Source organism: Duganella guangzhouensis (assembly GCF_009674535.1).
GTDB lineage: Bacteria > Pseudomonadota > Gammaproteobacteria > Burkholderiales > Burkholderiaceae_D > Rugamonas > Rugamonas guangzhouensis.
Genome location: NZ_WKJK01000009.1, coordinates 1 through 25,276, shown reverse-complemented (window position 1 = coordinate 25,276; position 25,276 = coordinate 1). Strand labels below are relative to the sequence as shown.

Sequence of the window (25,276 nt, the reverse complement as noted above, 5' to 3'; positions counted from 1 at the left end):
AGCTTGACCCGACGATACCTTCCTGTCAACAAATAAATGCGTAAAAACAGGTGCAGAGAACGTCCTGTAGCGCAACTTCGCGAGGCGTGACCTCAACTAGCTCACGGGTGAGCTAGAACGGCTCAACCGTGACCTTGATCGGCTCACCTGTGACCTGCATTCGGTTCATCAGCTGCGCCGCTAATGGCGCCGCCGTGCGTCAACGATCCTCAGTAGGTGCGACGCCAGCAGTACCATCTCCTGTGCCTCTGCCGGGTCGACGATCGCGACGGTACGATGCGAGTGCGGGTTCTTGTACGATCCGATGGCGCCGGCGAATAAGCTGGCCAGCGCCTCCTTCTCGGCGGCGGGCGCGTTGGGGTTCTGATCGGTCAATGGGCCGTTGGCGGGGCTAAACGCATTGAACATGAGGCGGGTACCTATGTCTTCTGGCCGGAAGCCCCCAGCCTCCCTGACTGCTTCTTCAACAGCCCGGAATGCCAGAAAGACGGCAGTGGCATAGTCGCCGCGGGCGAGATTCAGCCACACCTGGTCAGCGATCTGGGGATGCAGCAGTGTCTTGGGGAAAGCGGCAGCCTGCCGGTACTGGTCAAATGCCTGCCGCTGCAGGGCTTCGCGTCCGCGGCGCGTGATCATCAAATGGCCGTTGTTCCCGTTGATGCCCGGCGCCGGCATGACGAGGATGTTCACCGTCAGCCACGCCAACGCCTCCCCAAGTGCAACTGCGGCTTGCGCAGCCCGCTCTTGGGGATACCGTGGCCCGTTCGGCTGCGCTTCGAATGAGGCTGGGTGGAACAGACCATTCTGATCATTGAGGCTTCCCATGCGCAGCACCGTGTAGGCCAACTCCTCCGGCGCCAAGGCCAGCAAAACCTGGATATCGGGGATTTCCTCCGCTAACGAGCGCATCAACACCTCCGTGTGGCTGATTTTCATGGACAGACGACAACCGCCTGTACCCGCACATAAATCCGGCCGATCCTACCCAAGAACGATTATTGCGACTCAAAAATCATTAGAAATCGGCCATTTTGCAAAAAAACGATTATTTAATTGCAGATTTGAAATCAGTGTACAGCGTCGCCTTGCCGCACTGGCTTGCCGAACCTGGCGTAGAGCGCGGGCAGCACCAAGAGCGTAAGCAGCGTGGTCGAGAGGAGACCGCCGATCACAACCGTCGCCAGCGGGCGCTGCACCTCGGCGCCGGCGCCGTTGGCCAAGGCCATCGGCACGAAACCGAGCGACGCCACCAGCGCCGTCATCAGCACCGGCCGCAGGCGGCGCAACGCCCCAAGGCGCACCGCATCCTTCCAAGGCTGCGTCTTGGCCAATTCGTCGATCGCGCCAACCATCACGAGCCCGTTCAGGACGGCCACGCCAGAGAGCGCGATGAAACCGACTGCGGCAGAAATGGAGAACGGCAAGCCACGCAGCCAGAGTGCCAGCACGCCGCCGATCAAGGCCAGCGGCACGCCGGTGAAGACCACCGCCGCCGCGCGCCAGGAGCCCACTGCCGAATACAGGACGCCAACGATCAGCAAGAAACAGGCTGGCACCACCACGGCCAACCGCAGGCGGGCGCGCTCCAGATTTTCGAACTGGCCGCCCCATGTCAGCCAGACGCCCGGAGGACGAGGTACCTTGGCATCGATCGCTGCCTGTGCATCCTTGACCACGCTGGCGATATCACGGCCGCGCACGTTCGCCTGCACGACCACGCGCCGCTTGCCGTTCTCGCGGCTGATCTGGCCTGCTCCTTTGGCCAATTCCAGCCGAGCAACCGCACCAAGCGGGACAAACTTGCCGGCAGGTGTCAGCACGGGCAGCTGGCGTAGCGCCTCGATATCGTTGCGCGCGCTGTCAGTAAGGCGCACCACCACATCGAACCGGCGGTCTCCCTCATAGATCTGGCCAGCCTCGCGACCCGCCACAGCCACAGCCAGCGTATCGAATACGTCCTTTGCCGTGAGCCCGACACGGGCCATCGCATCGCGATCGAGCTGGGCGTCAAGCCGTGGCATGCCTTGTACTTGCTCCACGCGTACGCCCGTCGCGCCCTCAATTGCGCGCAGCTGGTCGGCGACTTTGTCGGCCACTTTGAGCATGGACGCAAAATCGTCGCCGTAGACCTTGATGGCAATATCGCCGCGCACGCCGGCAAGCAATTCGTTGAAGCGCATCTGGATTGGCTGGGTCAACTCGTAATTCTGCCCAGGAATATCCGCCAGAGCGCGTTCGATCTTCTCTATCAGTTCGCTCTTGCTCAGCGATGGGTCTGGCCACTGGGAGCGATCCTTGATGGTCACAAAGGTGTCGGCCTGATTCGGCGGCATCGGGTCGGACGCCAGTTCGGCCGTACCGGTGCGCGAAAATGCCAGTTCTACTTCCGGCACCTTGGTCACCGCCTTTTCTACCTCAAACTGCATCGCCTGACTTTGATCCAGGGATGTGCCCGGAATACGAACTATCTCCAGCAGGACGTCATGCTCATCTAGTGTCGGCAGAAATTCCTGCCCCAGCGTGTGAAACAAAGCGATCGCGCCGACAAAAGCGGCCGTGGCCAGGCCAGCGGTCAACATGGGGCGCGGCAGCACTCGGTCCAGCCAGGGGGCATACAGTTTGCCGATTGCTGATACCAGCTTGTTGTCGGCGTGGTTGATCGGGCGGGAGAGCCACAGCGCGATCGCGGCGGGCACGACGGTGAGAGACAGCAGGAACGCGAACAGCAATGCCAGGATCACCGTGATCGCCATCGGCGTGAACATGCGGCCCTCAACGCCCTGGAAGGTCAACAGCGGCACATACACCAGAATGATGATGGCCTGTCCGTAGACGCTCGGTCGGATCATTTCGCGCGCCGCAGCCCCGACCACCTCCAAGCGCTGCGCACGGGTCAGTATTGCGCCGTTGGCATGCTGCTGCTCGGCCAGACGGCGCAGCACGTTTTCCACAACGATGACCGCGCCATCGACGATCAGGCCGAAGTCGAGGGCTCCCAAGCTCATCAGGTTGGCGGACAGGCCCATCTGCAGCATGCCGGCCGATGTGAGCAGCATCGTCACGGGGATGACGGCGGCGGCAATTAGCGCCGCGCGCAGGTTGCCCAGCAGCGCGAACAGCACCGCGATGACCAGTAAGGCGCCCTCGGTGAGGTTCTTGGCGACGGTGTTGATCGTTGAATCGACCAGACGCGTCCGATTGAGCACCGGCTTGATGACGATGCCGGGCGGCAGCGAGCGGGCAATTTCCTTCAAGCGGGCATCGACGGCCGCTGCGACCGTGCGGCTGTTTTCTCCAATGCGCATCACGGCGGTACCAAGGACCACCTCGACACCGCCTTCCGAAGCTGAACCGAAGCGGATCTCCTGGCCGACACCAACTTGCGCCACCTGGGATAACAGCACGGGCATGCCGCCGCGCGTGGCGATGACGCTCTTGGCCAACTCAGCGCTGTTGGTCAGGCGAGCGTCGGCCTGGATGGTAAGTGCCTCACCGTTTTGCACCAGCACACCGGCGCCGACGCTGGTGTTGTTACGCTCCAGTGCTTCGGCCAGTTCGGACAATCCGATGCCAAGTGCCGCCAGGCGCTGCGGATCTGGCGTCACCACGTACTGCTTGACGTAGCCGCCGATCACGTCCACGCCGGCCAGTCCGGGCGTATTTTTGAGTTGTGGCGCTACGATCCAGTCCTGCACCGTGCGCAGGTAGGTCGCCTTGTCTTTTTCGGTGCGCAGCAGTTCACCTGCAGGCGTGATGTAGCTGCCATCCGGCGCCATGCCGGCACCGCTGGCACCGGTATGCGTATTGGAGAACTCCACGGTCCACATGTAGACGTCGCCGAGGCCAGTGGCGATCGGCCCCATTGTGGCTGTCGCCCCCGGCGGGAGTGCACGTTCCACCGAACGCAGGCGCTCGGCGATCTGCTGGCGCGCGAAATACACGTCCGTGCCGTCCTTGAACACGGTCGTGACCTGGGCAAAGCCGTGGCGCGTCAGCGAGCGCGTCGATTCCAGTCCCGGTATGCCGGCAAAAGCCGTCTCTATCGGGTAAGTTACCTGTCGTTCCACGTCGGCCGGGGCCAGCGCCGGCACCACCACGTTGATCTGGACCTGCGTGTTGGTTATGTCAGGTACTGCATCAATCGGCAGGCGCACCAACGCGAAAGCGCCAACCACGGCAGCAAAGAGCGCGGCAAACAAAATCTCCCAAGGGTGGCGTACCGACACGTTGACGATCCGCGCGATCATGCCCACACCTCCGGCGACCACGCGAAATGCGGCTGTTTAGTCATTGTCGCCTCCCGCTTCACCCTTGCCGTGCTCGGCCTTGATAACGAAGGTGTTGCTGGTGGCGATGCGCTCAGAGCCGTCCAGCCCTGACAGCACGGTGACAAACCCGGCTGCAGGCTTGCCGAGCACGATGTGCTTGATTGCAAAGCCGTCTTTCTGGCGCACGAACACGCTGGGTTTGTCCTCGACGGTCTGAACCGCGGAGCGCGGCACAGCGATCTGCTCTCCGGAAGATTCGGGCTTGAGCACCACCGAGGCGGACACCGTCTCGCCAATGCGCCAGAGCGCATTCTTGTTCGGCAGCGTGGCGATGGCCCGGATCTGGCGCGTGGCCGGGTCCAGCACCCGCGAGAGGAAAGCCACATGCCCGGTTCCCGAGCGGCCATCGGCCGATACTTCGATTGGCGTACCGGGCGCCACGCGCGAGGCATCGCTTGGCGCGAGCGACAGTTCGACGGAAAGGAGGTCTGGGTTGGCCAGCTCGAACAGTTTGGCATTGGCCTCGACTATGTCACCGAGCGCCACCTGGCGGGCCGTGACGACGCCGGCGACGGGCGCGCGCAGTGTCAGCTGGGCGCTATGTTCGGCGCCGCCGCTGGTGGCAAGCTGCTGCTGCGCCAGGCGCAGCCGGGTACGGGCGTCGTCGAGCGCCGATCGTGCCAGCTCATATTCCTGGCGCGAGGACACCTTTTCTGCGTACAGGCGGTCTTCACGTTTAAACCCGGCGTCGGCCAGTTCCAGCTGCCGGCGCGCCAACGCCACATCGGCGCTGAACTGGGCCACCTCACGGCTTTCGATAACGGCCAGAATATCGCCTCGTGCCACGTTTTCCCCCAAATTCTTGCGCACTGAAATTACCCGGCCGCTGACCGAACTGCTGACAACAGCGGCATGCTGCGGGTCGGCGATGATGACGGCGGGCGCTTCGACAGCGCCGGCGAATCCCGTGCGCACTGCCGCCACCTCGATGTGGGCGGCCAGGATCTGCTTGTCCGACAGTTTTACAAAATCGGCGTCCTTGCCATCCTTTTCTTCGCCGCCTTTGCGCTCAGTGGGCTTGTCGTCGTCATCCTTGTCTTTGTCGGCGTGTTTTTGCGCTGCTGCTGGCGCGGCCGACGCAGCGGCGGAAGCTTGGGGCTTGCCTTCTTCGGGCTTGGGAGAGCGCGAGCACGCTGCCAGGATCAGCAATATGCCGCAAACGCTCAAACGATATGGCATTTGCATGATTTAATCCTTGTAGATGGGTTGTATGCTGCCTTGCAGCCGGGCCAGACGGACTTGGGCAAGGTGGTAGTCAGTCAGCGCTTCAAGCGCCGCTTCACGCGTTTCGGCAAGGGAGCGCTCCGCCTCGATCATTTCAAGCTGAGGAAATTTGCCTTCGGCGTAACCCAACCGGGCAATCCTGGCCGCCTCCTGCGCTGCAGTGAGGGCCGGGCCGGCCGCCGTCTGCGCCACCGCACGGGCATCGGCAACGTCGGCGACGGCGTGCGCCAGCGCCTGCTGGGCCTCGATGGCCGCCGATTCGCCCTCCGCGTTCGCCTGGTCCGCCTGCGCCTTAGCGCGCACCAGTGCGCCGCTACCGCTGTTAAACAGCGGTAGCGGTATCGACAGGCTAAGAACCGCCGCTTTGTCGGGAGAATCGCCATAGCGGCGCGTGCCGGCCGTGATCGTCACATCGGGCATCCGGTCTCTCCGGGCCGCATCGACACGCGCGTTGGCGATAGCCAGTTGGGCCTGCGCCGCGACGACGGAAAGTGACGGTTGCCCGGACGGTGCGGATTCAACCAGTGCGACCGTATCGAACCAGGACGCCGAAATAGCGAGTGCTGCGTCGCCGGTCAGTTGAGTGAGGTCGGCATGGGCGAGCGCCAGTGCGCGCACTGCTTTACCGAACCGTGTATCGGCGCCAAGCTTGAGCACCTGCGCGCGCTGCTCCTCGATCGGGGACGCTTTGCCGGTGCGGACACGTTCCTGGGCCGCGTGGGCGGCACGCTCGGCCCACTCCAGGGCGCTATGGGCAATGTCCTGCCGTCGCTGGGCGGCAGCCAGCCGCACAAACGCTTCGGTCACGCGCTGCGTCAGGTCGGCCCGCGCACCGGTCAGTCCGATGCCGGCCGCCGCGCGCTCCGCCTGTGCGACATTGATGCGCGCCTGGCGCTTGCCGCCCAGTTCCAGTGGCACGGCCAAGGACACAGTGCGATCGGCGCCGCCAAAGCCGCTGTAGCGGCCTGTGCCGAGCACATTTTCCGCTTCAATGGACAACGTGGGATTCGGGCGCAAGCCCGCCACCTCCACGCCGGCGTCGGCTGCCCTTGCTGCGGCATCGGCGCCACGCAATGTCGGAGCGCGCTCTTGTGCGTGCGCCACTGCCTCACGCAGCGTCAGCGGCAGATCCTGCGCCAGGGTGGTTAGAGGCAGGCTCACCGTAAAAATTCCATGAATCAGGGTACGAGATAGTCGAAGGGGCATAGTGGGTGCTTGACGGGTGATTTTGTAAGGTTTATAAACCTTATAGTCACTTCAAGGTCAAGTAACATGACGACATCTTTTTCGATCGGCCAGCTGGCCAGCGCCGCGCAAACACCGGCGGCGACGATCCGGTATTATGAAAAAATCGGTTTGCTGTCCAAGCCATCGCGCACCGACAGCAACTACCGGCTGTACGACACCGAGGATCTTAACCGGCTGGCCTTTGTGCGCCGGGCGCGCGAAATCGGCTTCACGATCGATCAAGTCCGTAGCCTGCTGGCGTTTTCGGATCAGCGCGACGCTGATTGCTGCACGGTGACAGCGATGACGTCCGAACACTTACGCGCCGTCGAGCAGAAAATTGCCGATTTATTGGCGCTGAAAGACCAACTCACCGGCTTGCTGGCTTCGTGCCAGGGGGGACCGGTGGCCAATTGCCGCATCATCGACGCATTGCAGCCCAGAGCATAGTTCTGCGAATTCGCTTGACGTTGAAGCTACTTCAAGGTCTAGCCTTGGGGTATGAATACGAATATCTCCCTAGAAGGGGTCGAAGCGTCCACGGCTGACCGCCATCGCAGCATCCTGTCGGTACCGAAAATGGACTGCCCATCCGAGGAGAACCTGATTCGCCTGGCCTTGGCGCCGATCAGCGGTATCAGCACTCTCAAGTTCGACCTTGGCGCACGCACTGTCACCATCGAGCATGCCGGCGCGGCCGAGTCGCTTGTCGATGCGTTGGCACCATTGAACTTCGGCGCCCAGCTGCGCGAAAGCCGGAAAATTGAGGCCGGCGAACACGGTGTTGTCGTCAGCACGATCGCGATTCCGAAGATGGACTGTCCCTCGGAAGAAAATCTCATCCGCATGGCGCTGGCCGATACCCCAAACATTAGCGCATTGCAGTTTGATCTGGCCGGCCGCCAGCTGCGCGTGACACACACGGGCGACGCCGAACCGCTACTGGAGCGTCTCACGCCTCTTGGGTTGGGCGCTGAGCTGACCAGCACGGAACGGGCCGACACCGTGCCGGCAATGCAATCTCGTGATGACGCTGGCGAGGCCCGCACGCTGCGCTGGCTGCTGGCTATCAACGGAACCATGTTCCTGGTGGAGATAATCTGGGGCTGGATATCCCAGTCGACCGGCTTGATATCCGATTCGCTGGATATGTTCGCCGACGCGGCGGTGTATGTCCTGGCGCTGTTCGCAGTCGGGCGGTCGCTGGCCCACAAGCGCCGTGCAGCGCACCTGGCCGGATGGCTGCAGCTGGTGCTGGCCATTGGCGCGATTGCCGAGGTGATCCGCCGTGGCATATCGGGCAGTGAACCAGAGTCGGTGACGATGATGGGCATCGGCGCCGTCGCGCTGGTGGCCAATATCGCGTGCCTCATCCTGATCGCCAAAAAACGTGACCACGGCGCGCACATGAAGGCCAGCTATATTTTCTCGGCCAACGACGTCATTGCCAACCTGGGCGTGATCATCGCCGGTGCGCTCGTGACGTGGACCGGTTCGCGCTACCCGGACCTGATTATTGGCCTCATCATTGGTGTGATCGTGCTGGGCGGCGCGCGCCGCATTCTGCGTCTTCAATAATAGGCTGTCGGCCGCAGAGGCGGAAAAGGAGAATCAGGATGAATTGGCAAGGCAGTTTTGCAGTAACGGTGATCGCCTTGCTGGGATTCGCCGGCTGCGCTTCGGACCCAACCTTCGGTGTCGTCGATTGGCAGCATGGCGCGCGGCGCGGCGTGGTCAGCACTACGTATGGCGCTGACACTGCGCCTGCCCAGCGCCCGGCGTGCGTGGCGGCGCTGCCCCCAGACCAGTACGCCAAGCAGCGATTTGTGTTGGTTCGCTACCAGCACGTGCGCCTGACACGCACCGCGGTGGCCGCCGTACCGGCGAATTTCTCCCTCAAGGAAGGAGACGTTGTTGAGCTTTGGCCGGCCGACTGTTCGGCCGGCGGCTTGTCCCGCATTTCGAAAGTACTACGCACCGCCCCACCGCTGTAATGCCGGTGCCACGAACGGCGCATTGGCTACCGAGGGCACTGATCACGGCTGTGTAAAAGCAGATATAATCGGCCCAACCATGAAATTTTCCCGTACATCGCGCTTCGTTGCGGCCATCATAGCCGTGTTCAGCTTGCTGTTCACGCAGCTGGCTGTGGCGTCCTATGTTTGCCCAGGCATGAGTATGCCCGAGCGCGCGACGATGACGGCAGATGCCGGCATGCCTCCAATGGCGAACTGTACGGGTATGGATAAAGCGCAGCCGAGCTTGTGCCACGCCTATGGCCACACCGGGCATCAATCGCTCGACAAGCCGGACTTGCCGCAGATCCCACCATTCCATCCGATCACCCTGGTTCAGACAGTTATTCTGCTGGACGTGTCGATGCCGACCGACATTGCGGCGTTGACAGACACCTCCCTGGCCCATGCCATAGCGCCGCCTGTGTCAATACGGCACTGCTGCTTCCGTATTTGACACCTTCATTCGCTTGATTTGCCGTCGCGTGCGCGTTTGCGTCTGCGATGTGGTTCAACGCTTGTGGAGGCCTCATGCCGCATCTTATTTCCGCACGCCGTAACGGGCGTGCAAATTCATATTCTATGGTCCGCCTTGCCGTCGCCATCGGACTCGTTACATCCTCGTGGGCGGCTCTTGCCGCCGATCCGTTATCGTTAGCCGAGGCGCAGCGCATGGCGCTTGAGCGGTCACGCCAGATCGTCGCTGAAGACGCCGCCGTGAACGCATCGCGCGACATGTCGGTGGCCGCCGGCCAACTGCCAGACCCGGTGTTGAAGGCCGGTATCGACAACCTGCCAGTGACGGGCCGCGATCGCGGCAGCGTTGCCGCCGACTTCATGACCATGCGGCGCATCGGTTTCTCGCAAGAGCTGACGCGCTCAGATAAACGCCATCTTCGCAGCGAACGCTATGCTCGCGAAACCGATAAGGCGCTGGCCGAGAAAGACGTGGTCATTGCAGCTATCGAGCGAGATACCGCCATCGCCTGGCTAGACCGTTATTACGCCTTGGCGGTGGCCGAGGTAGTCAGTGCACAGCGCGATCAGGCAGTGCGCGAGTTGCAGGCAGCTGAGGCGGCCTACCGAGGTGGGCGCGGCAGCCAAGCTGATGTACTTGCCGCCAAAGGTGATATCGCGCAATTAGACGACCGCCACGATGATGCCGTCCGCCGCGTGCGCGGCACCGCGATCACGCTGACCCGCTGGGTTGGCGAAGCCGGTAACCGGCCATTGGCCGGGGAGCCGGCCATCGACACGGTGCGCCTCGATCCGGTCGCGCTGGAGACGCAGCTCAACCACCATCCTGAAATTGCAGCCCTGCGCCGGCAGGAGGACATCGCGGCGCTCGACGTCAAGCTGGCCGAAGCCAATAAAAAGTCCGACTGGAGTATCGAGGTGGCGTACCAGCAGCGCGGTGGCGCCTATTCCAACATGGTGTCGGTCGGCATTTCCGTGCCACTGCAATGGGATCAGAAGAACCGACAGGACCGCGAGTTGGCTGCCAAGCTTGCCACCGCAGAGCAGGTCCGGGCCGGGCGCGACGAGATGCTGCGCTCGCATGTCGCCGAGACGCGCACCATGCTAAACGAATGGCAAACCAACCGTGATCGCCTTGCACGGTATGCCCGCGAGCTGGTGCCCTTAGCTCAGGAGCGTAGCGAGGCCGCCTTGGCTGCCTATCGAGGTGGCAAATCGGCGCTGGGCGAAGTGCTCGCGGCACGGCGCAACGAACTGGACGTGCGCCTGTCAGCGCTCCAGCTTGAAGCCGACACCGCGAGGCTCTGGGCACAACTCAATTTCCTCTTTCCGACTACGCATGGCCCAGCGCCGACAGCAAGTATTGAAGGTATCAAATGAACCAGAAAAAAAACATCACGCGCACTGCGATCGTCGCTCTCGTCATCGCCGTCGCCGGAGCGGGCGGCTACTGGGCCGGCGCACGACAAGAAACACATGGTGCTACCCAGCCAGCCACGGGCGGCCCTGGCGGCCAAATCGATCCTGCCACCGGCAAGAAGGTTCTCTATTGGCACGACCCGATGGTACCGGGGCCGAAGTTTGACAAGCCGGGCAAATCGCCATTCATGGATATGCAGCTCGTCCCCATGTTTGCCGACGAATCGGGGGACAACGGTAAGGTACTCATCAGTCCCCGCGTCCAGCAAAACCTGGGCATTCGCACCGCCGACGTGGTGGAAGGTAAGCTGTCCAGCACGATGGAAGCAGTCGGTAGTGTCGCCTATAACGAGCGCGACGTCGCCGTGGTGCAGGCCCGCGCCAGCGGCTATGTGGAGCGCCTCTATGTGCGCGCATCGCTTGACCGGGTACGCAAAGGCCAGCCGTTGGCAGAGCTGTACGTGCCTGACTGGGTGGCGGCACAAGAGGAATATTTTGCTGCCCGTCGCATGCAAGGCGCGCAGGACCTCGCTGATGCCGCGCTCCAACGAATGCGACTGGCTGGCATGAACGAGGAGCAGATCCGCCTGGTCACCAGTACCGGCAAAGTCCATCCCAGGATCACCATCAACGCTCCGGTATCGGGTGTCGTCGATGAGCTGGCAGCGCGCGAAGGCTTGACCGTCGCCGCTGGCGCACCGCTGTACCGCATCAACGGCTTATCGACCGTATGGATCATTGCCGAGATTCCCGAGGCAGCCACCGGGCAGGTACGTCCTGGCGCTGCCGTGACGGCGCGCACGCCCGCGTGGCCGGGGCAAACGTTCCAGGGCAAGCTGGAATCGCTCCTGCCGGAAATTAATGCCGCCACCCGCACCTTGAAGGCCCGTATCGAACTGGCCAATCCAGGGGAGCGGCTGGCGCCGGGCATGTTCGCCAACATCAGTCTGACGCCCGCCACCGGCCAACGCAGCTTGCTGGTACCCAGCGAAGCTGTGATCCTGACCGGCCCCCGCAGTGTGGTCTTTGTGGCCGCCGGCGACGGCAAGTTCACCCCGGTGAACGTCGAAATCGGCGCGCAGGCAGGGAATCAAACTGAGATTCGCCGAGGATTGCAGGCGGGCCAGAAAGTGGTCGTCTCGGGACAATTCCTGGTCGATTCGGAGGCCAGTCTGAAAGGAACGATTGCCCGGATGGAAGATTCGTCAGCTTCTGCGCCGCAAACCGATAAGCCGACGGCGGAAGCGAGCCACCGCGGAACCGGCCGCGTCGAAAAAATCGGCCCGGAGGGCGTTACGTTATCCCACGGACCGATTCCTTCGCTGCATTGGGGGCCAATGACGATGGCATTTAAGCCGCCGCCTGACGGATTGCCACGCAATGTTGCAGTCGGCGACACGGTAGCCTTCGAGATGCGCAAGGTGCCGGATGGCTACCAACTGACGGCCGTAACGCCTGTTACCAATAGCGCACCGGCCGCGATGAAGCCTGACGCGATGCCGCCGGCGATGGACAAAGCGTCTAAGGGAGGCAAGCGATGATCGCCAAGCTCATACGCTGGTCTATCGTGAACCGGTTTTTCGTGCTGCTGGCCACGGCGGGTCTGGCCGCCTGGGGCATCTGGGCGCTGTCGAAGACGCCGCTGGACGCGATCCCGGACCTGTCAGACACACAGGTCATCATTCGCACAACCTACCCAGGCCAGGCGCCGCAGATCGTGGAAAATCAAGTCACTTATCCGCTGACGACAACCATGCTCTCGGTGCCCGGCGCCAAAACTGTGCGCGGCTATTCATTCTTCGGCGACTCCTTCGTCTACGTGCTGTTTGACGACGGCACCGATCCTTATTGGGCGCGCTCGCGCGTGCTGGAGTACCTCAACCAGGTGCAGTCCCGTTTGCCAGCACAGGCGCGGCCAGCACTTGGCCCTGACGCCACCGGCGTGGGGTGGATCTATGAGTATGTCCTGGTCGACCGGAGCGGCAAGCTCGACCTGTCACAACTGCGTGCACTGCAAGACTGGTTTCTCAAGTACGAACTCAAAGCGGTGTCCAATGTGTCGGAGGTGGCCAGCATCGGCGGCATGGTGCGGCAATACCAGATCCAGCTCGACCCAGATAAGCTGCGCGCCTATAACATCCCCCATGCCCGGGTGATCGAGGCGGTACAAAAGGCCAACCAGGAAACGGGCGGATCGGTGCTGGAACTGGGCGAAGCGGAATACATCGTACGCGCATCGGGCTACCTGACCTCGCTCGACGACTTCCGCAAGATCCCGCTGCGCACGACAGATAGCGGCGTGCCGGTCAGGCTGGGCGACATCGCCCGGGTACAAGTCGGCCCGGAAACGCGGCGCGGCGTGGCGGAACTGAACGGTGAAGGCGAAGTGGCCGGCGGCGTGATCGTTATGCGGTCAGGGAAAAACGCGCTTTCGACCATCGAGGCTGTCAAAGCCAAGCTCGACAAGCTCAAAGCCAGCCTGCCGCCAGGCGTGGAGATCGTGCCGACTTATGATCGCTCGAACCTGATCAAGCGGGCCGTGACCAATCTCGAACACAAGCTGATCGAGGAATTTGTCGTTGTGGCCGTGGTCTGCGCCATTTTCCTGTTCCACCTGCGCTCGGCCCTGGTGGCCATCGTTTCGTTGCCGCTCGGTGTACTGGCGGCCTACCTGGTGATGTACTACCAAGGGGTAAATGCCAACATCATGTCGCTGGGCGGTATTGCGATCGCCATTGGGGCGATGGTCGACGCGGCCGTGGTGATGATCGAGAATGCGCACAAGCACATCGAGGCGTGGAGGCACCGCCATCCCGACCAGGCGCTCGCTGGCGACGAACAGTGGCGCGTGGTGGGTGAGGCCGCCGCCGAAGTCGGCCCGGCGCTGTTCTTCTCGCTCCTGATCATCGTGCTCTCGTTCGTGCCGGTCTTTACGCTCGAAGCGCAGGAAGGCAAGCTGTTTGCGCCATTGGCCTTCACCAAGACCTATGCAATGGCCGCCGCGGCCGCCTTGGCCGTTACCCTGATCCCCGTGTTGATGGGCTACCTGATTCGTGGCCGTATCCCGGACGAACAAAGCAATCCGCTCAATCGCGCACTGATCCGGTTGTACCGACCGTTGCTGGAGCGCGTGCTGAAATATCCGAAGACGACGTTGGTGGCGGCCGGTATCGTCACTATGGCGACCATCTGGCCGCTGGTACGCCTGGGAGGCGAATTCATCCCACCGCTTGATGAGGGCGACCTGCTGTACATGCCTTCGGCCTTGCCCGGCATTGGGATTGGCAAGGCTGCCGAGTTGCTGCAGCAAACCGACCGTCTAATAAAAACGGTGCCGGAGGTTCAAAGTGTGTTCGGCAAGGCTGGCCGGGCCGAAACTGCCACCGATCCGGCGCCGCTGGAGATGTTCGAGACCACGATCCAGTTCAAGCCGCGTGACCAGTGGCGCCCGGGTATGACGCCGGATAAGCTGGTCGAAGAACTGGACCGCACCGTGAAGGTGCCGGGGCTGTCGAACATCTGGGTACCGCCCATTCGCAATCGGATCGACATGCTGGCCACCGGCATCAAGAGCCCGGTGGGTGTGAAGGTCGCCGGCGTCGACTTGAAGGAAATCGATCGCATCACCGGCGAAGTCGAACGGGCCGTCAAAAATGTACCCGGTGTGTCCTCCGCGCTGGCCGAGCGTCTGAACGGTGGCCGCTACATCGATGTGCAGATCGACCGCGACGCTGCAGGCCGCTACGGCATGAATATCGCCGACGTGCAAAGCATCGTGTCGTCGGCAATCGGGGGCGACAATATCGGTGAAACCGTCGAAGGCTTGCAGCGCTTCCCGATCAACGTCCGCTACCCGCGCGAGGTGCGCGACTCGGTCGAGAAATTGCGCGAGCTACCGGTGCTCACTGAGCGCGGCGCGCAGATTCGCCTCGGAGACGTCGCCGCCATCCGCATCGAGGATGGTCCGCCAATGTTAAAGAGCGAGAACGCACGCCTGTCTGGCTGGGTGTATATTGATATTCGCGGACGCGATCTCAGCTCGGCGGTACACGAGATGCAGCAGGTGGTCGCCAAGGAAGTTCGGCTTCCGCCCGGCTACTCCGTTTCCTGGTCTGGGCAATTCGAATACCTTGAACGGGCCACGGCCAGGCTCAAGATCGTGGTGCCGGCGACCTTGTCGATCATCGTGGTGCTGCTGTACCTGATCTTCAAGCGCTTTGATGAAGCTGCATTGATCATGGCGACGCTGCCTTTTGCGTTGGCAGGCGGCGTGTGGCTGCTATGGCTGTTGGGTCACAACCTTTCTATCGCGTCGGGCGTGGGATTTATCGCCCTGGCGGGGGTGTCGGCCGAGTTTGGCGTGATCATGCAGCTGTACTTGAAACAGGCTTGGGATGCTCGCATACAGGCCGGCAAAACCAGCGTTGAAGACCTGCTGGACGCGATCGGCGAAGGTGCCGTACTGCGCGTGCGCCCCAAGGCGATGACCGTTGCCGTCATTCTGGCGGGACTGGTGCCAATAATGTTCGGTAGCGGGACAGGCTCCGAAGTCATGCAGCGCATTGCGGCGCCGATGGTCGGGGGAATGATCACGGCGCCATTGTTGTCCATGCTTGTGGTGCCTGCGGCATACCTGATATTGCGCCGGCGGCAGCGTGATAAGGCGCACGCGGCGCCCCCTAGCGCAATGCGCCGGGATTGATTTAGTACATGGTCACTGCCCAGATGCGGGAAGCTCCTGCAACTGGGCATTCATGTTCTTGTGCTTTGACCTAATTATTCGTTGGGCTGGCGTACGCTGGCGAACGGATCTGCCGCCTCCACATACCGCATAGCTGAGTGGACGTCACGCCAACCTACGTACTCCATCAGTGTCTTCATATCCCAGCCACTGCCTGTTGCCCAATTGGCGAAACCACGGCGCAATGAGTGGCTAGTGTACTCGTCGGCGTGCGGTATGGCGGCATCGTCGAGCAGCGAGCGAAGCAAGGGAATCAAGCTGTTGATATGCAAGCCCTCGGTGCCCACATTGCCCCAGCGATCGATAGCGCGAAATACAGGCCCATCCGTTAGTTTTGCAGCAGCGATCCAATCCAGATAGGCGTCGACTGGGCAAAGGCTCAGCAACGCCGGTGCGCGGAACGTCATGCCATGTGCCTGGCGGTCGCCTTTTGAAAACGGCAGGAAGCAGGACATACCTTCGCCGGCGACAGCCTTGACGTGTTCGATGCAAAGTCGCGTCAGTTCGTCACCACGAAACCCGCGCCAGAATCCCAGCAGCACGAGTGCTTTGTCGCGGCGGTAGCGTAGCGATGCTGGTCCGATGCCAACGTCAGCAATCTGGGAATCAAGCCAGTCGACGAGAGAGCGTAGTTGCTCTAGCTGGATTGGTCGCGCCTGTTTTTCCTGCGCTGGATGCAGTGTGCGTATTCCCTTCAGAACCTTGCGTACGATTGGCGCCTTGGTGGGGTCAGCAAAACCCTGTTCGTTATGCCATTTGGCGAGTGCCGCAAGCCGCTGCTGGAGCGTATTGATAGCGAGTGAGTCAGCATAGTGTGCCAGATAGCGGGCGACGCTATCTGGCGTGGCTGGCAGAAATCCACCCCATTCGACCTCAAAATGCCGTAGAGCGCCTTGGTAGCTGCGGTTGGTATTGCTGCGGTTCGCGGCATCAAGGTAACGGTCGATATCGTCAGTGTCCATCGGTTTTCTCTCCTTTGGGGAGATGCCGTAGCAGATCGGCGCCACGTGCAACTCGACCATCGGGCAGCATGAATACGAACTTATCGTCGCGTGCGTAGACCTGGCGATCGCTGTAATGCGCGACGATCCCGTTGATATGAGCAACTATATCTGGTCCGACGTCGCGCACATCGGGAATGCGCTCGAACAGGCCAACTATGGCCAAGTCGTGCGACACTGGGAATACTACTTCGGTTCCTTTGAGGCCGAAACCTGGTGAGCTGAAGAAGCCGCGGTCGCGCTGCTGGGTCCAGATAAGACAGGTTGGGTGGTCTGACGTGACAAATCCACCGCTGCCAGGCGCAGCACGCAGCAAACACCACTGCCTATGCCCGAGCAAGTCCAAAATCGACTCGTGCATGTGCAATTCGTTTTCGACATGCCGGGTTGTGGCCATCGTGATCTTGTACTGTTCGCCATCGATGAACTCCTTCATGGATTGATAGTCAACCTCCGGATTTGGGGCTACGTGCCCGTCCTTAACTGCCCGACCAAATGTGGCCTCGTAGCGTTCTTCCGTGGCGACGGACAGATGCATCATTTGCTTAATAACTCGCTCACTGAAGTCACGAACATTTTCACGCATGCGTGGATTACGTGCCGCGAGTAACGAAATCAGGTTCAGCAATAGGTTTAGATCTTCGCCGACGGCCGGCCGACGATCCTGCCACATGCGACGCAGCACCAACGCCAACTCGCTTTCAAATAAGGCGTATTGCGTCTCCATGTAATTGGGATCAAATCCTTCAGAGGAGATGCGGTTGAAATCGCGCTCGCCGGCGATGCCGCTAGGGTGAGAAATAAAGGTGCGCTGCGTCTTGCGATCGAACACAAATAGCTGCGCCTTTTTGCTGGGGCTGCGCGCGAAGCCCTTCAGATAGCACTGGGGCACCCAGTGATGCATGCGGGCGATACCATTCATGTCGATTTTCCAAAAAAGACGGTTTGTTGGGACTGATCCGCGAAATGTACTGGTTTCGGACGATTTTAACGCGATTTTTGGCGCACAGGCGTGATAATGTGACATTATCAAGTGCTAAATTTCAGGCACATGAATTCAAATTTGGCGATAAAATTAGTATGTATTTACGTAGTACGTATTGCAGTATCAAATTTAATGGAGGAAGCATGGCCAGATCGGGACTTTACAAGTCGGATGTGAAACGGGCTCGGGATAGCCTGATCGCCCAGTCGCAATATCCATCCATCGATGCCGTACGTATGGCGCTAGGCAATACCGGATCGAAAACTACCATCCATAAGTACCTCAAGGAACTCGAAGAGGAAGAAGGCGCCGGCCCTCAGAAAGCATCGATCAGCGATGCAATCCAGGATCTGGTTGAGCGTCTCGCCGGCAGGCTGCAGGAGGAAGCGAACGCCGGCGTCGCGCACGCCAAAGAGCAGCTGGACAGCCGCGAGCGGGCACAGGTTCAAGCTCGGAACTTGCTGGAGAGTGAGTTAAGCGCCGCGCGAGAAACCTTGGGCACCTTGGAGGCTCGCCTCAGCACGGAGATCGCCGAACATGCCAACACGCAGGCGCAACTCCAGGCCGAATCGATCGCCAGGCATACCGCTGAACAGCAAGTTAGGGATTTAAAGGAACGGCTGGCGGAAAATGAGCAGCATCGGAAATCGCTCGAAGAAAAGCACACGCACGCACGCGACGCACTGGATCATTATCGCCAGTCGGTGAAGGATCAGCGGGAACAAGATCAACGCCGCCACGAGGAGCAAGTACAACAAACACAGGCTGAGCTGCGGCGTCAGCAGTTAGCTACCGGGGCCAAGCAGGAAGAGGTCACGAAGCTGAATCAGGAGTGCGCGCGCCTGGTCGCCGAGCTGGCCCACACTAAGCAATCACTCTACGAGCAGCTGACAAATAGCCGCAAGTTGGAACAGAAGATCGAGCAGCTGCAAGCGATGCAGCAAAGTGCTGGAGACATTGAACGGCAACTTGCGAGCAAGATTGCCGAGGTCGAACTACTCGCTGAGCAGCTGAAAGCCGCAAACGCGCTGATTGAGCCTGCGCATGCACGCACCCGCGAGCTTGAGATACAACTGGCGCGGGCAAACGCAAAAGCAACGGCTCACGAACAGATTGGGGAGCAACTGCGTGCTTATCTGGACAAGATAGCGACCACTGCAAGTGCGGCAGATTCTAAAAGCTGAGCCAGGTGGGATACTGCATTTTATTGCGAAACGGATATCGTTATAATCGTTTTTTGGCCTGTGAAGGCATTTGTAATCGTTTTTAAGTCGGGATAATCATTTTTGTGCAGCCAAGCACCGGGGTTAACCATGCCGCCTGAAGCCAGTAACGGTCGTACATTCTCTCTGCAAACTCCGTGCGACCTGTACCGAAAACTCAGGTTTGAGGCGATATCACTTCGCCAGGCGCCTCCAGATGACCTCACTGAGCGCGCTTATGCCGTAATGAATGCGATCACTACGGCATGGCAAATGAAAGATTGGGTGTACGTCGCGCTGCGCGACGCCGGGCGTCTAGATGAGCTGCATCGTTTTGCCGGCCGCGAGATCAGGGGAGTGAAGGATTTCGGTTCGTTTCTCACGACGAATAGCCCGTGGATGAGCATGAGTTTTCAACTAGCGACTGCCGCGAAGCATTTTGTCATGAACGCGAATGGCGGTCCTGAAGTGATAACGGAGATCGATTTCCAGGTAGACCCTGCCTCGATCGGAAATGAACCCGCCGCGGTCCAGGAAATTATGGTCCGCACACGGAACAACAGCATATCAGGTCCGGATCTCGTGATGATGATGGGTTTTGTTTGGGGAAGATTACTACTGGATTTGGGGCTGGTAACAGCCGATGACTTAGAGTGAGATTTTATCCCGACACAAAGGAAGAACATGCGATTTGCTCTTTTGGCGGGCCAACGAGTCGAGGCGGCTCCGAAACTGAGGGCTACTTGCCCGGGTTGCGGCGCCGAGGTTGTATCCAAATGCGGAAAATACATCACCTGGCATTGGGCCCATGTATCACGAATTCATTGCGACCCTTGGTGGGAATCGGAAACGGAATGGCATCGCGCCTGGAAAAATCGCTTTCCGACTGAGTGGCAGGAAATCCCCGCGCGCGATGCCGAATCAGGAGAACTGCACATCGCAGATGTAAAAACTGCCTTCGGCCTGGTACTCGAATTCCAGCGGTCGACCATTACGCTCGACGAGGTCAAGGCCCGAGAGCATTTCCATCAGAAAATGGTCTGGGTTGTAGACGGCTGCAAGAACGATGCAGACCGATTTAATTTCTCGAACATGCGTGAAAAGATAGGGAAAGACGGCACAGCGCAGTTCCAGTGGTTTGGTAAAAGCACGCTGTTTTTACGTTGGCACACCATCAAGCCGGTGTTCATTGATTTTGGGGCAGAGCATGGTTTCTGGCGCATTTTGCAGTTTGACCCAAAAACCAAGCGTGGACTCGCAGGCATTGTTGATGTTGCCGCCTTTGTAAAACTAGCCAGTTCAGGAACATCGGACTTCAGCGGGGCCGGTGGGCCAGCATCCATCTGGTAGAGCGCTTTCCGCATTTTGACAGCTCGAAGCTCGTCTCATTCAATGAGCAGTAAAAGCATAACGATTTAACTCTTTATTACTTTATCGCTTATGTGTCATTTCCACCCTTATCCCGGCACACCCTCTTATTGGGCTTCTGGCGCGGCTTTCGCGGTGATGAATTGACCAGCCTGCAGGCCGAGCATGTTCAAGTCGCCGCCGGCGAAGGCATGAGCTGCTTCTTTCCGCGCACGAAGGGGGACCGCCAGCACAAGGGTGTCACGTTCCACGCGCCGGCACTGGCACGTCTATGCCCGGTGTCTGCCTATCTGGACTGGGTCTCGCTGGCGCACATCGAGATCGGCCCCGCATTTCGCAGCATTGACCGCTGAGGGCATGTCGGGGATGATGGCCTGCATTCCAACAGCCTGATACCTTTGCTTCGCTCGATTTTTAGTAAAGCCGGCATTGACGACGCCGACGGATACAGCGGACACTCCCTGCGTCGCGGTTTTGCGAACTGGGCCGCAGCCGACGGCTGGGATACTAAATCCATGATGGAGTACGTCGGCTGGAAAAGCATTCAAAGCGCGATGCGTTACATTGACAGCAGTGACCGCTTTGCGCGCTACCGGCCGGCGCCGCCACGGCAGATTGACAATGATGAACAATAATAGTGAGTGCGCGATGGTAAATTCTACCCCTGCCGAAAGATTTGGCGATTGGGATCAGTATGAGAAATTGCGGAGCGACCTGTACGGTATGTGCGCAAGGGTCCTCGCATTTCCGCAAAAAAATGAGCACGAACGCCACTTTCTCCTGGCTGCGATTCGACGAACACTTTCTCTAGAAAAAGCCTTTGTCCAGTCGGTTGAGTCTAATAACGGCCAAATGGCTATGACACTCGTTCGTTTGAACCTTGACACTTTAGCGAGGTTCTACACCCTGTATTGGGCAGAGCAGACAGAGGGAATGTCGGCAGAATCCCTTGCAAAGGATATCGCGCAGGGGAAAAGTATTAAGAACATGAAGTTTAAGAAATCGAAGGAGAACGCGACTGATCGATGGCTGATTGAGCAGATCAAACCGCTTGGAAAATGGATACCTATTGTTTATACAAAAACTTCAGGTGCTATACATTTTTCTGATTTCCATATCAGCCAACTCATCCAACAATTCAAAGCAGCAGAGAGACTGGAAGATGGTTCTGTCTTGGGCGAAATTTCTATTGGACCTGGTGAACGTGATTCGGATCCGGAGTTATATCGCGAGGTGAGGCAAGCTTTCCTTCATATTTCCATGATGCTGGCAGAAGGAATAAGGCACAGGTGTGAATTGGCTTGCTGCTGAAATCCCGTTTCTGTGTCTAGAACCACGCCACGCGCGACTGGCGATTCATTGCGCCCACACGGTCACGTTGTTTGGGCTGGAGACCTGGCAAAAACGCCGAAAATGACGTCCTTCACTCTCAGCTTTAATCGTTTTTGAGTAGCGGCCACGCCAGTGACAAGGCGTTCGCATCAATTACATGGGTGTTCGCTATATGAGAGCATCAAAATTTGGCGAAACGTCCCTTTTTGCTGGGCAGCTAAAAAGGCCAATTCACCAAAAATTCCTGGAAATAGGCGGGGACTGAAGGCCTCTGATTCTTGATGACTAAGTCGGATAGGTCGAGGAAAGAGAGCTATCCATTAACGCAGTTTTCTATTATAGATCAACGAGTTAGTTCAATTTCTGCGAAAAAATTCGTAATCCCGGCCATCCCTCATACCGGCATGGTTTGAGATGGTGTGCATAAGAATCACCCTATCTTTTGCACATTATTCACAGATCTCATAGTGTGAAATGTTTTGGTATTCTGTGATTGATGTGCAATCGCGGATGTCTTCTGCGCCAGCCAAGCCCGCACCGCAGCTGTTCCAGGGAGTACCAGCAATCGGTCTGGGTTGACGCCGAGTTGCCAGCCTTCTCGCTTTCGTTTGTGAAGGCCGAATCTATGGTGCTGCCAGAGCTTTACATGTCGCATAGCAATCGATAAAGTTTGCTTGCCAACACGCAATCGCATAGCGCCAGTTGAGTTTTGACGGAAATTTTTATGGTTCCGCTTTAGTGGAGGTAATTTGGAAATACGTTTTTCCAACGATGGCCCAGCGTTCCCGGCTCAGCTGGTGGATGACTTCATTAACGGCGAGGTCGTCTTTTTATGTGGCGCTGGCGTTAGCGCACCTCAGCTTCCGGGTTTTGCTGGACTGTTAAACGAGGTATATGCCGATCTCGGAGTTGATGCAACGCCCGCAGAGAAAGAAGCTGCAGACGCTTATCGATTTGAAGAGGCGTTCGGATCATTGGAGCGCCGTCTATCGCGCCCGTCGGCAATGATTGAGTCGGTCTCGCGGCGCCTTCGTCCACCCTCCCCGAACCTCGAAAATCATTTAACGTTACTACGATTAGCCCGCAATCTTGACGATCGCGTGTGCCTTATTACCACCAACTTTGATACGCTATTCGAACAGGCGCTGGAACGACTCGACGGTGTTGGCGTAGGTAAGCAGGCGAGCTATGCCTCACAATCGCTGCCCTCGCCCGGAGTTCCTGATTTCGGCGGCATTATCCACATACATGGAAGGATTGAGGACACCGAACTAGGACTGAGTTCCACGCCACTTGTACTAACCAGTGCTGCCTACGGCGACGTCTATATGCGGTCTGGCGGAGCGTCGCGTTTCTTGTTCGATTTACTCCGGTGCAAAACGTTGGTACTGATCGGCTATAGCGCTGGTGATGCGTCCGTTCGATATTTTCTCAACGTTCTCGACGCTGATCGACAGCGCTTCAAAGATATCAGATCAGTGTACGCATTTGATGGCGTGGAAAGTCATAGTTCGCAGTCCGAGGCGCGCTGGTCAGCTCTTGCTGTCACTCCCCTGTCCTATCGGAAAACGCGCAGGGGGCACGCGGCATTGTGGGACGACCTCAAACTCCTTGCCCGTTTGGTTGAGTCGCCTGCTGCTGTAAGGCGAGAAAGGGCTGGCCAGATCTTATCAATGCCATTCGCAAGTGCCGATGAGGCCGCAAAAGTTACTGTCAAGTGGCTATTTGAGGGCAAAATTGACCTCTTAGAGGTTGCCGTTGTCTCAATTCGGGATCCATCCTGGTTTGATTTTTTATATGCGGAACGTCTCGTAAATAAAGAAGACATGGCGCGCTCTTTGCCGTCATGGCTGGCGCGAGGATGGACAAGCCACATTCATATCGAAACTGCCGTTCAATGGCACACAAAACTCGGGCCGGATTTTTCCCGAAGCCTCAGTTTAAAATTGCGGCTTCGGGAACACATCCCACCTGTGTACGTAAAGGCGTGGGATGTTATTGCAAAAGCTGCGGCGCCAGTACGTGAAGTTTACTCGATTGGAATGCAGGTACTGCAAAGGGTAAAATCCGGTAACGTCAGCGATTCCGATCTGCGTGCCGCAATTGATTGCATGCGACCTGTCGTCACTGTGAAGGACCGCGCGAAATGGTCTGACGTGACGAAGCCACCCGCGCTTAAACCAGCGAAACTGGCAGAGCTATTATGGGTCGAGATGCGCGCGCCAGAGGAACGGGAATCAGCGCGTCTCCGGGTTGCCTTGCTACAGCTACCAGCACACGCGGAGCGGATTTTTCAGCTCGCAGTATTTGCAGTGCGTTCTGTTCTCTACGAGGCACGTGACGTCGAACTAGTTGACTCCGATTGGGACCGTTTTGATTTAGATGTGCCGGCAGTGGAAGAGCATGCGCAAAACGGTCACCACTACGGTCTAGCCGACTTGGTCATGTTGACGACCACCCTAGTGGCAGTTCTCGCGAAGACAAATACGCAGGAAGTAAAAGCCGCGGTTGAAATGCTCGGAAGATTGCCAGGAAAGCTTGGCGCGCGGCTTTGGCTGCATTGCCTACGAAATCGATTATTGTACTCAGGGGACGAGGTTGCAACGATCTTGACCAAATTGTCTCATGATCAGTTTTGGGGAATCCGCCGAGAATTAATTTTGGCGCTGGAAGAACGCATTGGAGAGGCGTCTACAGAGTCGGTAGCCCAGCTCTGGCGACGTATCGGCAAGGAGGGACCGAAGCTTTTTCCTAAGCTTAGCGAGAATGGCGAAACTGATTGGCGACCGAATGCTAGAAGCCGGGAAATGTGGTTGCGATTAAAAGCAATAGATCGCGCGGGGGCGCTAACCGGAGCAGGTCGCACATTGTTGCGAAAAATCGCTGCCAGTCTTCATATTGAAGGGCGGGACTACGAGGATCGGGACTTATTCACTACATACTCGTTTGGCGTGACGTATGTGGCGGGGAATGCACAGGTGCTGCTAAGCACGCCTCCTGAAGAGCGGCTTGAAAAAGCCCTTTCTGAGCAAGGTGCTTGGGATCCGGATGTACAGCGCAATTGGAGTGCATACTGTGCTGCCGATCCTGTCGGAGCATTTCAAACGTTGGCGGCCAGTCGCGAGAACGCGAAAAATCTTGGTCTGTGGTCCGACCTCATCGGTGCGATTTCTTGGGCTCCGCAAAACGAGAGCGATGACGCGAAGGCCATCCGCGAACGCGTGGCCCTTTTGGTATTCCGTCGCTTCAGACGTTCGGGCAGCAACATTGTCGGTGGACTTGTTAACCGGTTAGTAGATCTTTGGCCCACTGCCCCCGACCTGACGTGGTGGGATCGCCTATGGCTAGTTTTAGAAGGGCATGAAGATACTGAAAAACTGGAACTAGAGGATGGAGAGCGTTTCTATGACCGCGTGATAAATACTGCTGCCGGTCGTCATGCCCGCCACCTGATACTTCACCTTGATCAGGCGCGACAGGCTAACGATTCTAAATTGGTGTCTTCCTTGATGCTGCGAGCGGAAAAGGTAATGGTATCTTCGACTCCAGCGGGTTTTTTTGCGTGCGGAGTATTCGCCAGGGACGTCAGCTTTCTACTTTCGATGGATCGCAGAGCGACACAGAGATCATTGCTTCCGAAATTTAATTCAATTGATATGCAAGGCAAAGTGCTCCGCGCGACGTTGGTGGAGGTTGGGGTGTTGTCGGCACTGGCAAGTCGCGTATTTAAGTCGCCAATTCTTGCTGCCGTTGCCGAAAGTCGAGCGACTGGAAATGCCGCAACGGGCGTAGCCGCAAATCTACTTAGACCGCTCTTTTTGCAAGCGGCGTGTTGAATTGCATTGAACTCTGACCCGGAATTTGCATTGAATTCCGACCCGCTCTTTTGATGTGATTTTTCAGCCAGTATACTGTCGTGATCTCCTCCGTTTCATGGGCTCAGTTGAGCTGTTTTTA

At 58.7% G+C, this 25,276-nt stretch carries 20 protein-coding genes; 14 read left to right on the top strand and 6 right to left on the bottom strand.

Annotated elements, in window-relative coordinates:
- Positions 1-180: 180 nt before the first annotated feature.
- From GJ699_RS17755 to GJ699_RS17740, 4 genes are all read right to left on the bottom strand, one after another.
- A complete protein-coding gene (locus GJ699_RS17755) occupies positions 181-936 on the bottom strand; it encodes a TIGR02391 family protein (RefSeq protein ID WP_154378666.1) in 756 nt (251 codons plus the stop codon).
- 131 nt (positions 937-1,067) lie between these two features.
- Positions 1,068-4,247, bottom strand: coding sequence for an efflux RND transporter permease subunit (locus GJ699_RS17750; RefSeq protein ID WP_154378664.1), 3,180 nt, complete (start codon positions 4,245-4,247; stop codon positions 1,068-1,070).
- A gap of 36 nt (positions 4,248-4,283) precedes the next feature.
- Positions 4,284-5,513, bottom strand: a complete 1,230-nt coding sequence (locus tag GJ699_RS17745) for an efflux RND transporter periplasmic adaptor subunit (protein ID WP_154378661.1) — start codon at positions 5,511-5,513, stop codon at positions 4,284-4,286.
- Positions 5,514-5,516: 3 nt separating this feature from the next.
- Positions 5,517-6,713: a TolC family protein gene (locus GJ699_RS17740; protein ID WP_195763574.1), complete on the bottom strand. Its 1,197-nt coding sequence runs from the start codon at positions 6,711-6,713 to the stop codon at positions 5,517-5,519.
- Between the two features lie 111 nt (positions 6,714-6,824).
- Between GJ699_RS17740 and GJ699_RS17735 the strand changes: the two genes are divergently transcribed.
- The 7 genes from GJ699_RS17735 (at position 6,825) to GJ699_RS17705 (ending at position 15,392) form a co-directional block, all read left to right on the top strand.
- Positions 6,825-7,229, top strand: a complete 405-nt coding sequence (locus GJ699_RS17735) for a MerR family transcriptional regulator (protein WP_154378657.1) — start codon at positions 6,825-6,827, stop codon at positions 7,227-7,229.
- Between the two features lie 51 nt (positions 7,230-7,280).
- Positions 7,281-8,357, top strand: coding sequence for a cation efflux transmembrane domain-containing protein (locus GJ699_RS17730; protein WP_229262155.1), 1,077 nt, complete (start codon positions 7,281-7,283; stop codon positions 8,355-8,357).
- 38 nt (positions 8,358-8,395) lie between these two features.
- Positions 8,396-8,773, top strand: coding sequence for a hypothetical protein (locus tag GJ699_RS17725; protein ID WP_154378655.1), 378 nt, complete (start codon positions 8,396-8,398; stop codon positions 8,771-8,773).
- A gap of 79 nt (positions 8,774-8,852) precedes the next feature.
- Positions 8,853-9,251: a hypothetical protein gene (locus GJ699_RS17720; protein WP_154378653.1), complete on the top strand. Its 399-nt coding sequence runs from the start codon at positions 8,853-8,855 to the stop codon at positions 9,249-9,251.
- A gap of 74 nt (positions 9,252-9,325) precedes the next feature.
- Positions 9,326-10,651 carry a TolC family protein gene (locus tag GJ699_RS17715; protein ID WP_229262154.1) on the top strand — a complete coding sequence of 442 codons (1,326 nt, stop codon included), beginning with the start codon at positions 9,326-9,328 and terminating at the stop codon, positions 10,649-10,651.
- Positions 10,648-12,231 carry an efflux RND transporter periplasmic adaptor subunit gene (locus GJ699_RS17710; protein ID WP_154378651.1) on the top strand — a complete coding sequence of 528 codons (1,584 nt, stop codon included), beginning with the start codon at positions 10,648-10,650 and terminating at the stop codon, positions 12,229-12,231. The genes GJ699_RS17715 and GJ699_RS17710 overlap by 4 nt, the downstream gene beginning before the upstream one ends.
- Complete coding sequence (locus GJ699_RS17705; RefSeq protein WP_154378649.1) at positions 12,228-15,392, top strand: efflux RND transporter permease subunit; 3,165 nt, start codon at positions 12,228-12,230, stop codon at positions 15,390-15,392. Before GJ699_RS17710 ends, GJ699_RS17705 begins: the two co-directional genes overlap by 4 nt.
- A gap of 74 nt (positions 15,393-15,466) precedes the next feature.
- On the opposite strand, the gene GJ699_RS17700 is transcribed toward GJ699_RS17705, so the two are convergent.
- Together GJ699_RS17700 and GJ699_RS17695 are read right to left on the bottom strand one after the other, a co-directional pair.
- The gene (locus GJ699_RS17700) at positions 15,467-16,393 is read right to left on the bottom strand and encodes a site-specific integrase (RefSeq protein WP_154378647.1); all 927 of its coding nucleotides are present in this window, start codon (positions 16,391-16,393) and stop codon (positions 15,467-15,469) included.
- On the bottom strand, positions 16,383-17,354 hold the full coding sequence (locus GJ699_RS17695; protein ID WP_195763573.1) for a DUF4238 domain-containing protein: 972 nt from the start codon (positions 17,352-17,354) through the stop codon (positions 16,383-16,385). Before GJ699_RS17695 ends, GJ699_RS17700 begins: the two co-directional genes overlap by 11 nt.
- Before the next feature lie 23 nt (positions 17,355-17,377).
- Between GJ699_RS17695 and GJ699_RS17690 the strand changes: the two genes are divergently transcribed.
- The 7 genes from GJ699_RS17690 (at position 17,378) to GJ699_RS17665 (ending at position 25,155) form a co-directional block, all read left to right on the top strand.
- Positions 17,378-18,601, top strand: a complete 1,224-nt coding sequence (locus tag GJ699_RS17690) for a DNA-binding protein (RefSeq protein ID WP_229262153.1) — start codon at positions 17,378-17,380, stop codon at positions 18,599-18,601.
- Positions 18,602-18,730: 129 nt separating this feature from the next.
- A complete protein-coding gene (locus GJ699_RS17685; RefSeq protein WP_154378641.1) occupies positions 18,731-19,276 on the top strand; it encodes a hypothetical protein in 546 nt (181 codons plus the stop codon).
- A gap of 27 nt (positions 19,277-19,303) precedes the next feature.
- Complete coding sequence (locus GJ699_RS17680; protein WP_154378639.1) at positions 19,304-19,969, top strand: competence protein CoiA; 666 nt, start codon at positions 19,304-19,306, stop codon at positions 19,967-19,969.
- A 161-nt stretch (positions 19,970-20,130) separates the two neighbouring features.
- On the top strand, positions 20,131-20,340 hold the full coding sequence (locus GJ699_RS34625) for a site-specific integrase (RefSeq protein ID WP_229262152.1): 210 nt from the start codon (positions 20,131-20,133) through the stop codon (positions 20,338-20,340).
- Positions 20,341-20,385: 45 nt separating this feature from the next.
- A complete protein-coding gene (locus tag GJ699_RS34620; RefSeq protein WP_229262151.1) occupies positions 20,386-20,622 on the top strand; it encodes a tyrosine-type recombinase/integrase in 237 nt (78 codons plus the stop codon).
- Positions 20,609-21,298, top strand: coding sequence for a hypothetical protein (locus GJ699_RS17670; RefSeq protein WP_154378637.1), 690 nt, complete (start codon positions 20,609-20,611; stop codon positions 21,296-21,298). The genes GJ699_RS34620 and GJ699_RS17670 overlap by 14 nt, the downstream gene beginning before the upstream one ends.
- Before the next feature lie 770 nt (positions 21,299-22,068).
- On the top strand, positions 22,069-25,155 hold the full coding sequence (locus tag GJ699_RS17665; RefSeq protein ID WP_154378635.1) for an SIR2 family protein: 3,087 nt from the start codon (positions 22,069-22,071) through the stop codon (positions 25,153-25,155).
- Positions 25,156-25,276: the final 121 nt, after the last annotated feature.